Source organism: Pseudomonas fluorescens (assembly GCF_902497775.2).
In the GTDB taxonomy this organism is placed as follows: Bacteria; Pseudomonadota; Gammaproteobacteria; order Pseudomonadales; family Pseudomonadaceae; genus Aquipseudomonas; species Aquipseudomonas putida_F.
On record NZ_OZ024668.1, the window covers coordinates 1,083,598 to 1,097,401 of the forward strand.

General features: G+C 62.2%; 16 protein-coding genes. 15 read left to right on the forward strand and 1 reads right to left on the reverse strand.

The features are described 5' to 3' along the window. Positions 1-460 precede the first annotated feature (460 nt). From rluC to F8N82_RS05180, 3 genes are read left to right on the forward strand one after another with little or no spacing between them, the layout of a single operon-like run. Positions 461-1,417, forward strand: coding sequence for a 23S rRNA pseudouridine(955/2504/2580) synthase RluC (rluC, locus tag F8N82_RS05170; RefSeq protein WP_038994148.1), 957 nt, complete (start codon positions 461-463; stop codon positions 1,415-1,417). Beyond that, the gene (locus F8N82_RS05175; protein ID WP_038994149.1) at positions 1,407-2,099 is read left to right on the forward strand and encodes an HAD family hydrolase; all 693 of its coding nucleotides are present in this window, start codon (positions 1,407-1,409) and stop codon (positions 2,097-2,099) included. Before rluC ends, F8N82_RS05175 begins: the two co-directional genes overlap by 11 nt. Next, positions 2,092-3,084: a S49 family peptidase gene (locus F8N82_RS05180; RefSeq protein ID WP_038994151.1), complete on the forward strand. Its 993-nt coding sequence runs from the start codon at positions 2,092-2,094 to the stop codon at positions 3,082-3,084. The genes F8N82_RS05175 and F8N82_RS05180 overlap by 8 nt, the downstream gene beginning before the upstream one ends. 57 nt (positions 3,085-3,141) lie before the next feature. Here F8N82_RS05180 and F8N82_RS05185 read toward each other — a convergent pair whose 3' ends face one another. Continuing rightward, entirely contained in the window at positions 3,142-3,720 is a 579-nt protein-coding gene (locus F8N82_RS05185) for a Maf family protein (RefSeq protein ID WP_038994152.1), read from the reverse strand. Between the two features lie 95 nt (positions 3,721-3,815). Between F8N82_RS05185 and F8N82_RS05190 the strand changes: the two genes are divergently transcribed. The 12 genes from F8N82_RS05190 to F8N82_RS05245 all read left to right on the forward strand — a co-directional run bounded on the left by F8N82_RS05190 (position 3,816) and on the right by F8N82_RS05245 (position 13,575). After that, on the forward strand, positions 3,816-4,343 hold the full coding sequence (locus tag F8N82_RS05190) for a YceD family protein (RefSeq protein ID WP_038994153.1): 528 nt from the start codon (positions 3,816-3,818) through the stop codon (positions 4,341-4,343). A gap of 13 nt (positions 4,344-4,356) precedes the next feature. Continuing rightward, positions 4,357-4,539, forward strand: a complete 183-nt coding sequence (gene rpmF, locus F8N82_RS05195) for a 50S ribosomal protein L32 (RefSeq protein WP_010223221.1) — start codon at positions 4,357-4,359, stop codon at positions 4,537-4,539. A gap of 3 nt (positions 4,540-4,542) precedes the next feature. Then, positions 4,543-5,553, forward strand: a complete 1,011-nt coding sequence (gene plsX / locus F8N82_RS05200) for a phosphate acyltransferase PlsX (RefSeq protein ID WP_080764696.1) — start codon at positions 4,543-4,545, stop codon at positions 5,551-5,553. Positions 5,554-5,682: 129 nt separating this feature from the next. Continuing rightward, positions 5,683-6,621 carry an ACP S-malonyltransferase gene (gene fabD, locus F8N82_RS05205; RefSeq protein ID WP_038994155.1) on the forward strand — a complete coding sequence of 313 codons (939 nt, stop codon included), beginning with the start codon at positions 5,683-5,685 and terminating at the stop codon, positions 6,619-6,621. Between the two features lie 16 nt (positions 6,622-6,637). Continuing rightward, positions 6,638-7,378 (forward strand): 3-oxoacyl-ACP reductase FabG, encoded by a 741-nt coding sequence (gene fabG, locus F8N82_RS05210; protein ID WP_038994156.1) that lies wholly within the window; start codon positions 6,638-6,640, stop codon positions 7,376-7,378. A 196-nt stretch (positions 7,379-7,574) separates the two neighbouring features. Next, positions 7,575-7,811: an acyl carrier protein gene (acpP, locus tag F8N82_RS05215; protein ID WP_003175607.1), complete on the forward strand. Its 237-nt coding sequence runs from the start codon at positions 7,575-7,577 to the stop codon at positions 7,809-7,811. Between the two features lie 104 nt (positions 7,812-7,915). Further along, on the forward strand, positions 7,916-9,160 hold the full coding sequence (gene fabF, locus F8N82_RS05220; protein WP_038994158.1) for a beta-ketoacyl-ACP synthase II: 1,245 nt from the start codon (positions 7,916-7,918) through the stop codon (positions 9,158-9,160). Further along, positions 9,160-9,975, forward strand: coding sequence for an aminodeoxychorismate lyase (gene pabC / locus F8N82_RS05225; RefSeq protein ID WP_038994159.1), 816 nt, complete (start codon positions 9,160-9,162; stop codon positions 9,973-9,975). Before fabF ends, pabC begins: the two co-directional genes overlap by 1 nt. A gap of 3 nt (positions 9,976-9,978) precedes the next feature. Next, a complete protein-coding gene (gene mltG, locus F8N82_RS05230; RefSeq protein ID WP_038994160.1) occupies positions 9,979-11,118 on the forward strand; it encodes an endolytic transglycosylase MltG in 1,140 nt (379 codons plus the stop codon). Between the two features lie 19 nt (positions 11,119-11,137). Further along, positions 11,138-11,770 (forward strand): dTMP kinase, encoded by a 633-nt coding sequence (gene tmk / locus F8N82_RS05235; RefSeq protein WP_038994161.1) that lies wholly within the window; start codon positions 11,138-11,140, stop codon positions 11,768-11,770. Continuing rightward, entirely contained in the window at positions 11,763-12,749 is a 987-nt protein-coding gene (locus F8N82_RS05240; protein ID WP_038994162.1) for a DNA polymerase III subunit delta', read from the forward strand. Before tmk ends, F8N82_RS05240 begins: the two co-directional genes overlap by 8 nt. Before the next feature lie 43 nt (positions 12,750-12,792). Next, on the forward strand, positions 12,793-13,575 hold the full coding sequence (locus F8N82_RS05245) for a TatD family hydrolase (protein WP_038994163.1): 783 nt from the start codon (positions 12,793-12,795) through the stop codon (positions 13,573-13,575). Positions 13,576-13,804 lie beyond the last annotated feature (229 nt).

Genomic DNA, 13,804 nt, shown 5'->3' on the forward strand with positions numbered 1-13,804 from the left:
CAGTACTACACGGTCCGACGGTTGTGCATCTCCACCCTACACGTATCCCTGATAATTCGGGTGCTGCCGCGCGCTGAATCCGCAACGGGTTGCATTTTCGCCAGCTCCATACGGGAGCCCGCGCCTTTTATGTCCAAGGCTGGTATTTCCGAAGCCGTCGCCATGACTGCGTGAAATTGACGGCACTGACAGAGTGGCAGCGAAAAAAAACGTGGGGGAGGGTGAAATACCGCTCTTATGGTTTTTTATCGGTCTTCTCTGCACGGCGCTGGTGGCGATTCCAGGCATTTCTGTAAACTGGCGAAAGCCCCGTCGGACGGCCTCGCGTCCTCGAGAATTGCGTCGGTCAGGGCCGGCTGTAAGCCGTGAGTCCGCTGGCCAGCCGCTTTTGGCGGCGTTCGCGACTATAGCAGCAATCATTAAGTGCTTCAAATCCATAAAAAATTGTTATGATTGGCAAATGACGACTAATGCCCCTCCGACCTCCGGCGTCCAGCTGATCGAGGTCGCGCCGGAACTTGCCGGCCAACGAATCGATAATTTTCTCATAACGAAGCTCAAGGGTGTTCCCAAGACCTTGATTTACCGCATTTTGCGAAAAGGCGAAGTGCGCGTGAACAAGGGCCGGATCAAGCCCGAGTACAAGTTGCAGGCCGGTGATGTCGTGCGCGTGCCGCCCGTTCGTCTGCCTGAACGCGACGAGCCGGTGCCAGTGGCCCAGGGTTTGCTTCAGCGTCTTGAGGCCGCGATCGTCTACGAAGACAAGGCCTTGATTGTGCTCAACAAACCGGCCGGCATCGCCGTGCACGGTGGCAGCGGCCTGAATTTCGGTGTGATCGAAGCCTTTCGTCAGATGCGCCCGGATGCCAAGGAACTGGAGCTGGTCCATCGCCTGGACCGTGACACCTCGGGCCTGCTGATGATCGCCAAGAAACGCAGCATGTTGCGTCACCTGCACGCCGCCCTGCGTGGCGACGGTGTCGACAAGCGCTACATGGCCCTGGTTCGTGGTCATTGGGCCACCGCCAAGAAGCAGGTCAATGCGCCGTTGCTCAAGAGCAACCTGCGTTCTGGCGAGCGTATGGTCGAGGTCAATGACGAAGGCAAGGAGGCGCTGACGATCTTCCGCGTGCTGCGCCGTTTCGGTGAGTTCGCCACTATTGTCGAGGCGCGTCCGATCACCGGTCGTACCCACCAGATTCGCGTGCATGCCCTGCATGCCGGGCATTGCATTGCCGGCGACAGCAAGTATGGCGATGAAGATTTCACCCGCGAGATTCGCGACCTGGGTGGCAAGCGCCTGTTCCTGCATGCCTATGCCCTGACCGTGCCGCTGCCTGACGGCGGCGAGCTCAAACTCGAGGCGCCAGTGGACGAGATGTGGGCCAAGACTGTGGAGCGCCTGAGTGCAGCGTGATTACGACCTGCTGATCTTCGACTGGGACGGTACCCTGGCCGACTCCATCGGCCGCATCGTCGAGGCCATGCACCTGGCCGCCGGTCGCGCAGGGTATGCCACCTGCGCTGACGAGGCGGTCAAGGGTATTATCGGCCTGGCGCTGCCTGAGGCCATCAGTGTGCTTTATCCGCACCTCGATACGGCCCAGGTGGCGGAGTTCCGCCAGCACTATGCTGACGTGTACATGGCCCTGGATGACCAGCCTTCGCCGCTGTTCGGGGGCGTGGTCGAGTCGCTGGAGGCTTTTCGGGCCGAGGGCTACCGCCTGGCGGTGGCGACCGGCAAGGCTCGTCGCGGCCTGGATCGGGTGTTGCGCGCCAACGGTTGGGAAGACTATTTCGACATCACTCGCGCGGCCGACGAGAGTCGCGGCAAGCCGCACCCGCAGATGCTCGAAGAGATCCTCGCGCATTGCCAGGTCGAACCGCAGCGTGCGTTGATGGTCGGAGATTCTTCATTCGACCTGTTGATGGCCAGCAATGCCGGCATGCACTCGGTAGCGGTTGGCTACGGCGCCATGTCGCTGGAGGCCTTGAGTGCCTTCGGGCCACAGGTGTGTATCGATCATTTTTCACAGTTGCAGGCCTGGCTTCGCCGCGTGCCTGTAGCAGTACATTCCAGGGTAGGTGAGCATGGCTGACGAGTGGAAGGCGCCCAGCGCCGAAGGTAACGACGGCAACGAAGATCAGAAAAGCTGGAAGCTGCTGGAGAAAACCCTCCTGGCCGGTGTGCAGGAGCAGCGTCGGGCCCGGCGCTGGGGGATTTTTTTCAAGCTGCTGACCTTTGTCTACCTGTTTGGCATCTTTGCCCTGTTTACGCCATTGATGGACATGGACAAGGCTGCCTCGCGCAGCGCCAGCCATACCGCGCTGGTCGAGGTGCGCGGGATGATCGCCGATCAGGAGCCCGCCAGTGCCGACAACATCGTCAGCGGCTTGCGCGAGGCGTTCAAGGATCCGAAAACCAAGGCGGTGATCTTGCGCATCAACAGCCCGGGCGGCAGTCCGGTGCAGTCGGGTTACATCTACGATGAAGTCCGCCGACTGCGCGCTGAATATCCGGCGATCAAGCTGTATGCGGTCATCAGTGACCTGGGGGCTTCCGGTGCTTACTACATTGCCAGCGCCGCAGATCAGATCTACGCCGACAAGGCCAGTCTGGTGGGCTCTATCGGTGTGACTGCGGCGGGTTACGGCTTTGTCGGCACCATGGAAAAACTCGGTGTCGAACGCCGTACCTACACCGCCGGTGAGCACAAGGCGTTCCTGGACCCGTTCCAGCCGCAAAAGCCTGAAGAAACTGCGTTCTGGCAAGGTGTGCTGGAAACCACCCACAAGCAGTTCATTGCCAGCGTCAAGCAGGGCCGTGGTGAGCGCCTCAAGGACAAAGAGCATCCCGAGCTGTTCAGTGGTCTGATCTGGTCGGGCGAGCAAGCGCTGGCCCTGGGGCTGGTGGATGGCCTGGGTAGCGCCGGTTACGTGGCGCGTGAGGTGGTGGGGGAAAAGGAGCTGGTTGACTTCACCGTCGAGGAATCGCCGTTCGACCGCTTCTCCAAGCGCCTGGGTGCCAGTGTTGCCGAGCACCTGGCGATGTGGATGGGCTTTCAGGGGCCATCGCTGCGCTGATTGCCTGGTTCATTGAAAAAGCCGACCCTTCGAGGTCGGCTTTTTTGTGTGTTGGTGTCAGGGCAGCCTCACGCCTTCAGCTAGCAGCATGTCCACCAGGCGAATCAGCGGCAGGCCGATCAGGCTGGTGGCGTCCACTCCGTGGGTGCTCTGGAACAGGCTTACGCCCAGGCCTTCGGCCTTGAAGCTGCCGGCGCAGTCATAGGGCTGCTCGGCGCGCAGGTAGCGCTCGATGCGCGGCAGGTCGAGTTCACGCATGTTGACGGTGAAAGGCACGCAGTCGACCTGGCAGTGCCCGGTAGCGCTGTTGAGCAGCGCGAGGCCGGTGAGAAAGGTCACATGGTTGCCGCTGGCCGCCAGCAGTTGCTCGCAGGCGCGTTCGAAAGTGTGCGGTTTGCCGAGTATCTGCTCGCCGAGCACGGCGACCTGGTCGGAGCCGATGATCAGATGCCCCGGATGGCTGCCGGCCAGGGCCTGGGCTTTCTCTTGGGCCAGGCGCTTGACCAGGTCAAGGGCGGGCTCTTCGCTCAGGCGTTGTTCGTCGATATCCGGTGAGGCCCAGCTGAACGGCAGGCGCAGGCGTTCGAGCAGTTCGCGCCGGTAAGGTGAGCTGGAAGCCAGTAATAAAGGCAGCATGATAGACTCCTGGACGGGTGAAACGATTCTAACATGCTGAACGGAGCCGAATTTCCTTTGACAGGGGCGGGGGTCATCCCTAGAATGCTGCGCCTATGTTGAATGACCCGATTCCACCTCACGTTGACCCGCGCAAATTGGCCGATCGTGGTGTTTCCCTTGAAGGAACACTGCAGCTCGCCGATTTGGAGAGACTCTGCGACCCGCTTTCCGACACTGTCGGTACGGTGCAGGCTAAATTCGATTTTGAGCGCGACGAGCAGAAGGCTGTGGTTATCCACACCGAACTGAGCGTCGAGGTCAAGATGGTTTGCCAGCGTTGTCTTGAGCTGGTCACCCTGCCGATCCACAGCGAAACTACATACGCTGTGGTGAAGGAGGGTGCGAATACCCAGTCGTTGCCGAAAGGTTATGACGTGCTGGAACTGGGCGAAGATCCTTTGGATCTGCAGGCCTTGGTCGAGGAGGAGCTTCTGCTCGCCTTGCCTATCGTGCCTGCTCATCATCCGGAAGAATGCCAGCAGCCGGCGGGCGCCGATGAGCCCGAACCGAGCAAGGACGAGGTAACACGGTCCAACCCGTTCAGTGTATTGGCGCAGTTAAAGCGTGACCCAAACGTTTAGGAGTTAATCAATTATGGCTGTTCAGCAGAACAAAAAATCCCGCTCTGCCCGTGACATGCGCCGTTCGCACGACGCCCTCTCGGAAAACGCTCTGTCCGTAGAGAAAACCACTGGTGAAGTGCACCTGCGTCACCACGTATCGCCAGAAGGCGTATACCGTGGTCGTAAAGTGATCGACAAGGGCGCTGACGAGTAATCCTTGTCCGCTCAGATCATCGCGATTGACGCAATGGGCGGGGACTTCGGTCCCCGCAGCATTGTTCAGGCGAGTATTGCTTGCCTGTCGGCTACCCCCTCGCTGCACCTGACCCTCGTCGGTCAACCCTCCCTCCTTGAAGATCTGATCGCTGGCCAGTCGGCAGCGGATCGCGCGCGCCTGCAGATTGTGGCTGCCAGCGAAGTGATCGGCATGGATGAGCGGCCGTCCCAGGCGCTGCGCGGCAAGCCCGATTCGTCCATGCGCGTGGCCCTCGAATTATTGCGTGATGGCAAGGTCCAGGCCTGCGTGAGTGCCGGCAACACCGGTGCGCTGATGGCGCTGTCGCGCTATGTATTGAAAACCCTGCCTGGCATCGATCGCCCGGCCATGGTTGCCGCCATCCCTACTCAGACCGGTTATTGTCAGCTGCTCGACCTGGGCGCCAACGTCGACTGCAGTGCAGAAAATCTCTACCAGTTCGCGGTGATGGGCTCGGTGGCCGCCCAGGCGCTGGGGATCTCCCGGCCGCGCGTGGCCTTGCTCAATGTCGGCACCGAAGACATCAAGGGTAACCAGCAGGTCAAGCTTGCGGCCAATCTGCTGCAGAACGCCCGCGGCCTGAACTACATCGGCTTCGTCGAAGGTGATGGGTTGTACCGTGGCGAGGCGGATGTGGTGGTGTGCGACGGTTTTGTCGGCAATATCCTGCTCAAGTCCAGCGAAGGCCTGGCGACCATGATCGGTTTGCGCATCGAGGCCCTGTTCAAGGGCGGGCTTGGCGCGCGTCTGGCCGGTGCCGTGGCCATGCCGCTGCTGCGCCGCCTGCAGGCCGACCTGGCGCCGGCGCGACATAATGGCGCAAGCTTCCTGGGTCTGCAGGGGATCGTCATCAAGAGTCATGGCTCTGCCGGCGTGCAGGGCTTTCAGAGCGCCATCCAGCGGGCGCTTATCGAGATCCAGGAGAACCTGCCACAGCGCCTGCACGGGCGCCTGGAAGACCTGTTGCTTTAGGCATATGCCTCAGGAAGTGGTTAAATGTGACCGCTTGGTCCTCGTTACCATCCAACTCTTCAGTTTCTTGTGCTCAGCCTGGTGCTGGGCGCTTTATTTCCGACGACAAGATCACTAGGGGCTTGTTCAATGTCTGCATCCCTCGCATTCGTCTTTCCCGGTCAAGGTTCGCAGTCCCTCGGCATGCTCGCCGAGCTGGGCGCCCAGTATCCGCTGGTCATTGATACCTTCCGTGAGGCCTCCGAGGCTCTGGGCTATGACCTCTGGGCGCTGACCCAGAACGGTCCGGAAGAGCAACTCAACCAAACCGACAAAACCCAACCGGCCATTCTCACCGCCTCGATCGCCTTGTGGCGCCTGTGGCTGGCCGAGGGCGGCGCGCGTCCGGCATTCGTTTCCGGTCACAGCCTGGGCGAGTACAGCGCCCTGGTTGCCGCTGGCAGCCTGAGCCTGGGTGACGCGGTGAAGCTGGTAAAGCGTCGTGGCGAGCTCATGCAAGAGGCCGTGCCGGCCGGGCAGGGCGCCATGGCCGCAATCCTTGGTCTGGACGACGCTGACGTCGTTGCCATCTGTGCAGAAGCTGCCCAGGGCGAAGTGGTCAGTGCGGTGAACTTCAACTCGCCAGGTCAGGTCGTGATCGCGGGTGCCAAGGCGGCCGTCGAACGCGCCATGGAAGCCTGCAAGGCCAAGGGCGCCAAGCGTGCACTGCCGCTGCCGGTCAGCGTGCCGTCGCACTGTGAGCTGATGCGCCCAGCCGCCGAGCGCTTTGCCGAATCGGTCAATGCCATCGACTGGCAGGTTCCGCAGATCCCGGTGGTGCAGAACGTCAGCGCCGCCGTTGCCGCTGACCTCGACACCCTCAAGCGCGACCTGCTGGAACAATTGTATAAGCCTGTGCGTTGGGTCGAATGCGTGCAGACCCTGGCCGCCAATGGCGCGGTGCAGCTGGTCGAGTGCGGCCCGGGCAAGGTTCTTGCTGGTCTGAACAAGCGCTGCGCCGACGGCGTGAACACCTCTAACCTCAATACCCCGGATGCTTTCGCCGCGACGCTCGCGGCGCAGGCCTGATTTAGGAGAAGCTTGCATGAGCCTGCAAGGTAAAGTTGCCCTGGTTACCGGCGCCAGCCGTGGTATCGGCCAGGCTATCGCCCTGGAACTGGGCCGTCTGGGCGCTACCGTGATCGGTACCGCCACCTCCGCTTCGGGCGCCGAGCGTATCGCCGCGACCCTCAAGGAGCACGGCATTACCGGCACCGGCCTGGAGCTGAACGTGACCAGCGACGAGTCGGTCACCGCCACCCTGGCCAAGATCCAGGAGCAGTTCGGCGCGCCGACCATCCTGGTCAACAACGCTGGTATCACCCGCGACAACCTCATGCTGCGCATGAAGGACGACGAGTGGTTCGACGTCATCGACACCAACCTGAACAGCCTCTACCGTCTGTCCAAGGGCGTGCTGCGTGGCATGACCAAGGCGCGCTGGGGTCGTATCATCAGCATCGGCTCGGTAGTGGGTGCCATGGGTAACGTCGGCCAGGTCAACTACGCCGCCGCCAAGGCCGGCCTGGAAGGCTTCAGCCGCGCCCTGGCGCGTGAAGTCGGCTCCCGTGCGATCACCGTCAACTCGGTGACCCCGGGCTTCATCGACACCGACATGACTCGCGAGCTGCCTGAAGCTCAGCGTGAAGCGCTGCAGACCCAGATCCCCCTGGGGCGTCTGGGCCAGGCTCAGGAGATCGCCAATGTGGTGGCTTTCCTGGCCTCCGAAGGTGCAGGCTATGTCACCGGCGCGACCATTCCGGTCAACGGCGGCATGTACATGTAAAATTGAATGTGACGGATTGCTTCAAAAAAATGTCATACGAGCTGTCTAAAATCCGTTATAAAGCTGCAACCAGATTCTAGTTGGTTGGCAGGTGTGGTCTTGCAAGGCGTGTTGCGCTTGAAAAGCAGACGTCTTTCTATACACTTACACACCGGCCAGCTGCCTGACATATGTCCATTAGGAGTGAAAACAAGGTATGAGCACCATCGAAGAACGCGTCAAGAAAATCGTCGCCGAGCAACTGGGCGTTAAAGAAGAAGAAGTAGTGAACACTGCTTCCTTCGTCGAAGATCTGGGTGCCGATTCCCTTGACACCGTTGAGCTGGTGATGGCTCTGGAAGAGGAATTCGAGACCGAAATCCCTGACGAAGAAGCTGAGAAGATCACTACTGTTCAAGCTGCTATCGACTACGTCACCAGCCACCAGGCCTAAGACGTTGTAGTCGTCGCTTCTTGTCATGGAAAAACCGCACTGCCTTCGCCGGCGTGCGGTTTTTTCTTTACAAGAGATGTAGTCAATTGAATAAGGAGAGTGCTGTGTCGCGTAGACGCGTCGTGGTCACCGGTATGGGTATGCTGTCGCCACTGGGCACGGATGTGCCGAGCAGTTGGCAGGGCATTCTGGCTGGCCGCAGTGGCATAGGTCTGATCGAGCATACTGACCTGTCTGCCTACTCCACCCGTTTTGGCGGCTCGGTAAAGGGCTTTGAAGTCGAGCAGTACCTGTCGGTCAAGGAAGCCCGCAAGCTCGATCTGTTCATTCAGTACGGCCTGGCAGCCGGTTTTCAGGCAGTGCGTAACGCCGGCCTGGAAGTGACCGATGCCAACCGTGAGCGCATTGGCGTGGCCATGGGCTCGGGTATTGGTGGCCTGACCAACATCGAAGAAACCAGCCGGACCTTGCATGACCAGGGCCCGCGGCGCATTTCGCCATTCTTCGTGCCGGGCTCGATCATCAACATGATTTCCGGTTTCCTGTCGATCCACCTGGGTGTACAGGGACCGAACTACGCTATTTCCACCGCCTGCACCACCGGTACCCACTGTATCGGCATGGCTGCGCGCAACATCGCCTTCGGTGAGGCCGACGTGATGATTGCCGGGGGTGCGGAAATGGCCGCCTGTGGTCTGGGTATGGGCGGTTTCGGTGCGTCGCGGGCGCTGTCGACCCGCAACGACGATCCGACCCGCGCCAGCCGTCCGTGGGACCAGGGCCGTGACGGCTTCGTCCTCGCCGACGGCGCCGGTGCGTTGGTGCTCGAAGAGCTCGAGCACGCCAAGGCCCGTGGTGCGACCATCTATGCCGAGCTGGTAGGTTTTGGCATGAGTGGCGATGCCTATCACATGACCTCGCCGCCAGAAGACGGCAGCGGTGCTGCGCGCTGCATGGCCAATGCCCTGCGCGATGCCGGCCTGAACGCCAGCGAGGTTGATTACATCAACGCCCATGGTACGTCGACGCCTGCCGGTGACCTGGCAGAAGCTTCGGCGATCAAGTCGGTGTTCGGTGATCACGCCTACAAGCTGGCGGTCAGCTCGACCAAGTCGATGACCGGTCACCTGCTCGGCGCTGCCGGTGCAGTTGAAGCGATCTTCAGCGTACTGTCGATCAACAGCCAGGTGGCGCCGCCGACCATTAACCTGGAGGAGCCGAGCGAAGGCTGCGACCTCGACTTCGTACCGCACCAGGCACGCAACATGCCGATCGAAGTGGTGCTGTCCAACTCCTTCGGTTTTGGTGGTACCAACGGCTCGCTGGTGTTCCGCCGGTTCGCCGGCTGATGCACAGCTGGATCGATGGCCAACCGGCAGATGCACTGACGTTGCAAAGCCGAGGGCTGGCCTATGGCGATGGTCTGTTCGAGACCATCGCCGTACGGGCCGGTCGGCCATCGTTGCTCGAGTACCACCTCGAGCGCCTGGCGCTGGGTTGCCAGCGCCTGGCGATCAGCGCCGATCACGGCCTGATTCGCGACGAGCTATGCCGTTATGCCAGCTTGCTGGGCGACGGCGTGCTCAAGCTCATTGTTACCCGTGGCGACAGCCAGCGCGGTTATGCGCCGGCTTCTGGCGTGGCGCCACGGCGTATTCTCCAGGGCAATCCCTTGCCCGCTTATCCCGCACAGCATGCCGAGCAGGGCGTTCGCCTGTTTGACTGCCAGACCCGCCTGGCCGAGCAGCCGTTGCTGGCTGGCCTGAAACACCTCAATCGCCTTGAGCAAGTGCTGGCCCGTGCCGAGTGGCAGGATGCCGGCCACGCCGAAGGTTTGATGCGCGATGTTTCCGGGCGCATCATCGAAGGGGTGTATAGCAACCTGTTCCTGGTGCGCGATGGCCAGTTGCTAACCGCCGACCTGAGCCGCTGCGGCGTGGCTGGGGTGATGCGCGCCGCCTTGCTCGATCATGCCAGGGGCGCCGCAATTGCTGTGCAGATAACCGACTTGAGCCTGCAGGACCTGGAGCAGGCCGACGAAGTATTTGTCTGCAACAGCGTCTACGGCATCTGGCCGGTACAGGCTTTTGCATCGCTGAACTGGCCGCCGGGGCCGCTCACCCGTAAACTGCAGGCCATTGCCCGTACGCTACTGGATGCCTGATTTGTGAGACGTAAATTCTTGGTGCTGCTGGAGATCGGTTTGATCCTGGCCGGCCTGATGTTGGGCTATTCGGCCTGGAAGGTGAAGTCGGCGCTGGAGCAGACCCTGCACGTGTCCCAGGAGCAGTTGCTCGACGTGCCCACCGGTACCACCCCCAACCGCATGTTCTACCGTATGCAGAACGACGGTGTGCTGGAAGATGCCTTCTGGCTGCGCCTGTACTGGCGCTTCAATATGGCCGGGGTGCCGCTGCACACCGGCGAATACCGCATGACCCCGGGCATGAGCGTGCGCGACCTGTTCGAGGTCTGGCGTCGTGGTGATGTGGTGCAGTACACCCTGACCCTGGTCGAAGGCTGGAATTTCCGCCAGGTGCGCGCCGCGCTGGCCAAGCACGAAAAAATCAGGAAGACCATCGACGGCCTGAGCGACGCCGAGGTCATGGACAAGCTCGGCCATCCGGGAGTGTTCCCCGAAGGGCGGTTCTTCCCCGATACCTACCGCTTCGTGCGGGGCATGAGTGACGTCGAGTTCCTCCAGCAAGCCTACGCGCGCCTGGACGAAGTGCTGGCCAAGGAGTGGGCTGAACGCTCCAGTGACGTGCCGTATCGCGACCCGTACCAGGCGCTGATCATGGCGTCGCTGGTCGAGAAGGAAACCGGTGTGCCGCAAGAGCGCGGGCAGATTGCCGGGGTGTTCGTGCGGCGCATGCGCATCGGCATGTTGCTGCAGACCGACCCGACGGTGATTTATGGCATGGGCGAGCGTTACAATGGCAAGATCACCCGCGCCGACCTGCGCGAGCCGACGCCGTACAACACCTACACCAATGCCGGGCTGCCGCCGACGCCGATTGCCATGGTCGGCCGCGAAGCCATTCACGCCGCGTTGAACCCGACGCCGGGCAGCAGCTTGTATTTCGTTGCCCGTGGCGATGGCAGCCATGTGTTCTCCGATGACCTCGATGCGCACAATTCGGCTGTCCGCGAATACCAGATCAAGCGCCGTGCCGACTATCGCTCGAGCCCGGCCCCTGTTTCCGAACCTGAGGCCCAGTCGCAGACGCCGCAATTGCCGGACGTCAGCCCTGAGCCGGTGCCCGAGCAAGCGGCGCCGGCCAGCGACGCAGCCTCCCCGCAATGATCAACTGTAAGGACTGCCTGTGAGCGGCTTGTTTATCACCCTGGAAGGTCCCGAAGGCGCGGGCAAGAGCACCAACCGCGAATACCTCGCCGAGCACCTGCGCGCCGCGGGCCTGGATGTCGTGCTGACCCGCGAGCCCGGCGGCACGCCGCTGGCCGAGCGAATCCGCGAGCTGCTGCTGGCTCCCAGCGACGAGAAGATGGATGCCGACACCGAGCTGCTGCTGGTGTTTGCCGCCCGTGCCCAGCATCTTGCCGAAGTGATTCGCCCGGCTCTGGCCCGGGGCGCGGTGGTGCTGTGTGACCGTTTTACCGATGCCACTTACGCCTACCAGGGCGGCGGTCGCGGTCTATCGCTGGAGCGTATCGCCACCCTGGAGAATTTCGTCCAGGGCGATTTGCGCCCGGACCTGACCCTGGTATTCGACCTGCCAGTGGAAATCGGCCTGTCTCGCGCTGCCGCCCGTGGCCGCCTGGACCGTTTCGAGCAGGAAGGCCAGGCCTTCTTCGAGGCGGTGCGCCAGGCCTATCTGGCTCGGGCCCAGGCTGCGCCGCAGCAGTACCGGCTGATTGATGCGGCCTTGCCGCTGGCCCAGGTACAGCAGTCCCTGGACGCCTTGCTGCCGCAGATTCTGGAGCGTTGCCGTGGCTGAGGCCTTTCCCTGGCAGCAGGCTTTGTGGCAGCAACTGGCCGGGCGTACCCAGCATGCCCATGCCTACCTGCTGCACGGCCCGCAAGGCATCGGCAAGCGGGCCCTGGCCGAGCGCTTGATGGCCTTGCTGTTGTGCCAGCGCCCGCAAGGGCTGCAGGCGTGTGGTCAGTGCAAGTCGTGCCTGTTGCTCGCAGCCGGCAGCCACCCGGACAACTACGTGCTGGAGCCGGAAGAGGCCGACAAGCCGATCAAGGTCGATCAGGTTCGGGACCTGGTGTCCTTTGTGGTGCAGACCGCGCAGATGGGCGGGCGCAAGGTGGTGCTGATCGAGCCGGTCGAGGCCATGAACGTCAACGCTGCCAACGCCTTGCTCAAAAGCCTCGAGGAGCCTTCGGGCAATACCGTTTTGCTGCTGGTCAGCCATCAGCCCAGCCGCTTGCTGGCGACCATCAAGAGCCGCTGCCAGCAGCAGGCCTGCCCGCTGCCGAGTCGCGAGCAAAGCCTGGCCTGGCTCGAACAGGCCTTGCCCGACTGCGACGAGCAGGAGCGCATGGAGCTGCTCAGCCTGGCCGCCGGCTCGCCGTTGGCGGCGGTCAGCCTGCAGGCCCAGGGTGTGCGTGAGCAGCGCGCGCTGGTGGTCGAGGGCGTAAAGAAGCTGCTCAAGCAGCAGCAGTCGCCCAGCCAGCTGGCCGAAGCCTGGAGTGCCATTCCCCTGTTGCAGTTGTTCGACTGGTTCTGCGACTGGTCCAACCTGGTCCTGCGTTATCAGTTGACCCAGGACGAGGAGGGGTTAGGCTTGAGCGATATGCGCAAGGTGGTCCAGTACCTGGCGCAGAAGAGCGGCCAGGCCAAGGTCCTGGAGATCCAGGACTGGATTCTGGCCCAGCGCCAGAAGGTCCTGGGCAAGGCCAACCTCAACCGGGTGCTGTTGCTCGAGGCGCTGCTGGCGTCCTGGGCGATGTTGCCGGGCCAGCGTTGAGCTGCGCCGTTCCTTTATTACTTTTCAGCGTTGTCATTTGCCCATGCTCGTAGATTCCCATTGCCACCTCGACCGTCTTGACCTTACCGCCCACCAGGGCTCGCTGGATGCGGCCCTGGATGCTGCCCGCGCGCGCGGCGTCGGGCACTTTCTGTGCATCGGCGTCAGCGCCGACAACGCCCAGGCGGTCAAGGACCTCAGCGAACGCTACAGCGATGTCGACTGCTCGGTGGGCATCCACCCGCTCGATCTCACGCCCGATGGTGCGCCGCCGCTGGACTGGCTGCTCAAGGAGCTTGAGCACCCGCACGTGGTAGCGATTGGTGAAACCGGCCTGGACTATCACTACGAGCCGCAAGCGGCGCAAGTGCAGCAGGACTCCTTTCGCCTGCACCTGGAGGCGGCCAAGGTCACCGGCAAGCCGGTTATCATCCACACCCGGGCGGCGCGCGCCGACACCCTGACCCTGCTGCGTGAAGCAGATCTGAGTCAGGCCGGGGTACTGCATTGCTTCACCGAAGACTGGGAGATGGCCAAGGCGGCGCTGGATCTGGGCTATTACATCTCGCTGTCGGGCATCGTCACCTTCCGCAACGCCGATGCGCTGCGCGATGTGGCCCGCCAGGTGCCGGCCGATCGGCTGCTGGTCGAGACCGACTCGCCGTACCTGGCGCCGATCCCCTATCGCGGCAAGCCCAACCTGCCACAGTACGTGCGCGAAGTGGCGGAGTTCGTGGCGATGGTGCGCGGTGAAAGCTATGAGCAACTGGCCGCGCAGACCACGGCCAACTTCAAGCGGCTGTTTCCGTTGGCGCGGGTGGCCTGAGCGGCTTTTGCCGGGCGGTAAAAATCGCAGGCAAAAAAAACCCGGGTTCTGGGGGGTGAATCCGGGTTAAGACCATTAGGAGTAAAACAAAGGCACGCGGTCCCTGAGCGCCTTTATCGGCGCCACATGGGGGGATGCGCTGCGCCAACATCTGAAGTATTGGCCAGGATTGGCGCGCCGCCACCGGTGGCTGGTCGTTTTTTAAACAGATTTGGAATACGTCTGCCGC

Excerpts from the sequence above, each read along its gene's own strand:
- rluC (WP_038994148.1), top strand. The coding sequence starts at position 461 with ATGACGACTAATGCCCCTCCGACCTCCGGCGTCCAGCTGATCGAGGTC.
- F8N82_RS05180 (WP_038994151.1), top strand. The coding sequence starts at position 2,092 with ATGGCTGACGAGTGGAAGGCGCCCAGCGCCGAAGGTAACGACGGCAAC.
- F8N82_RS05185 (WP_038994152.1), bottom strand. The coding sequence starts at position 3,720 with ATGCTGCCTTTATTACTGGCTTCCAGCTCACCTTACCGGCGCGAACTG.
- F8N82_RS05190 (WP_038994153.1), top strand. The coding sequence starts at position 3,816 with ATGTTGAATGACCCGATTCCACCTCACGTTGACCCGCGCAAATTGGCC.
- rpmF (WP_010223221.1), top strand. The coding sequence starts at position 4,357 with ATGGCTGTTCAGCAGAACAAAAAATCCCGCTCTGCCCGTGACATGCGC.
- fabD (WP_038994155.1), top strand. The coding sequence starts at position 5,683 with ATGTCTGCATCCCTCGCATTCGTCTTTCCCGGTCAAGGTTCGCAGTCC.
- fabG (WP_038994156.1), top strand. The coding sequence starts at position 6,638 with ATGAGCCTGCAAGGTAAAGTTGCCCTGGTTACCGGCGCCAGCCGTGGT.
- acpP (WP_003175607.1), top strand. The coding sequence starts at position 7,575 with ATGAGCACCATCGAAGAACGCGTCAAGAAAATCGTCGCCGAGCAACTG.
- pabC (WP_038994159.1), top strand. The coding sequence starts at position 9,160 with ATGCACAGCTGGATCGATGGCCAACCGGCAGATGCACTGACGTTGCAA.
- F8N82_RS05245 (WP_038994163.1), top strand. The coding sequence starts at position 12,793 with ATGCTCGTAGATTCCCATTGCCACCTCGACCGTCTTGACCTTACCGCC.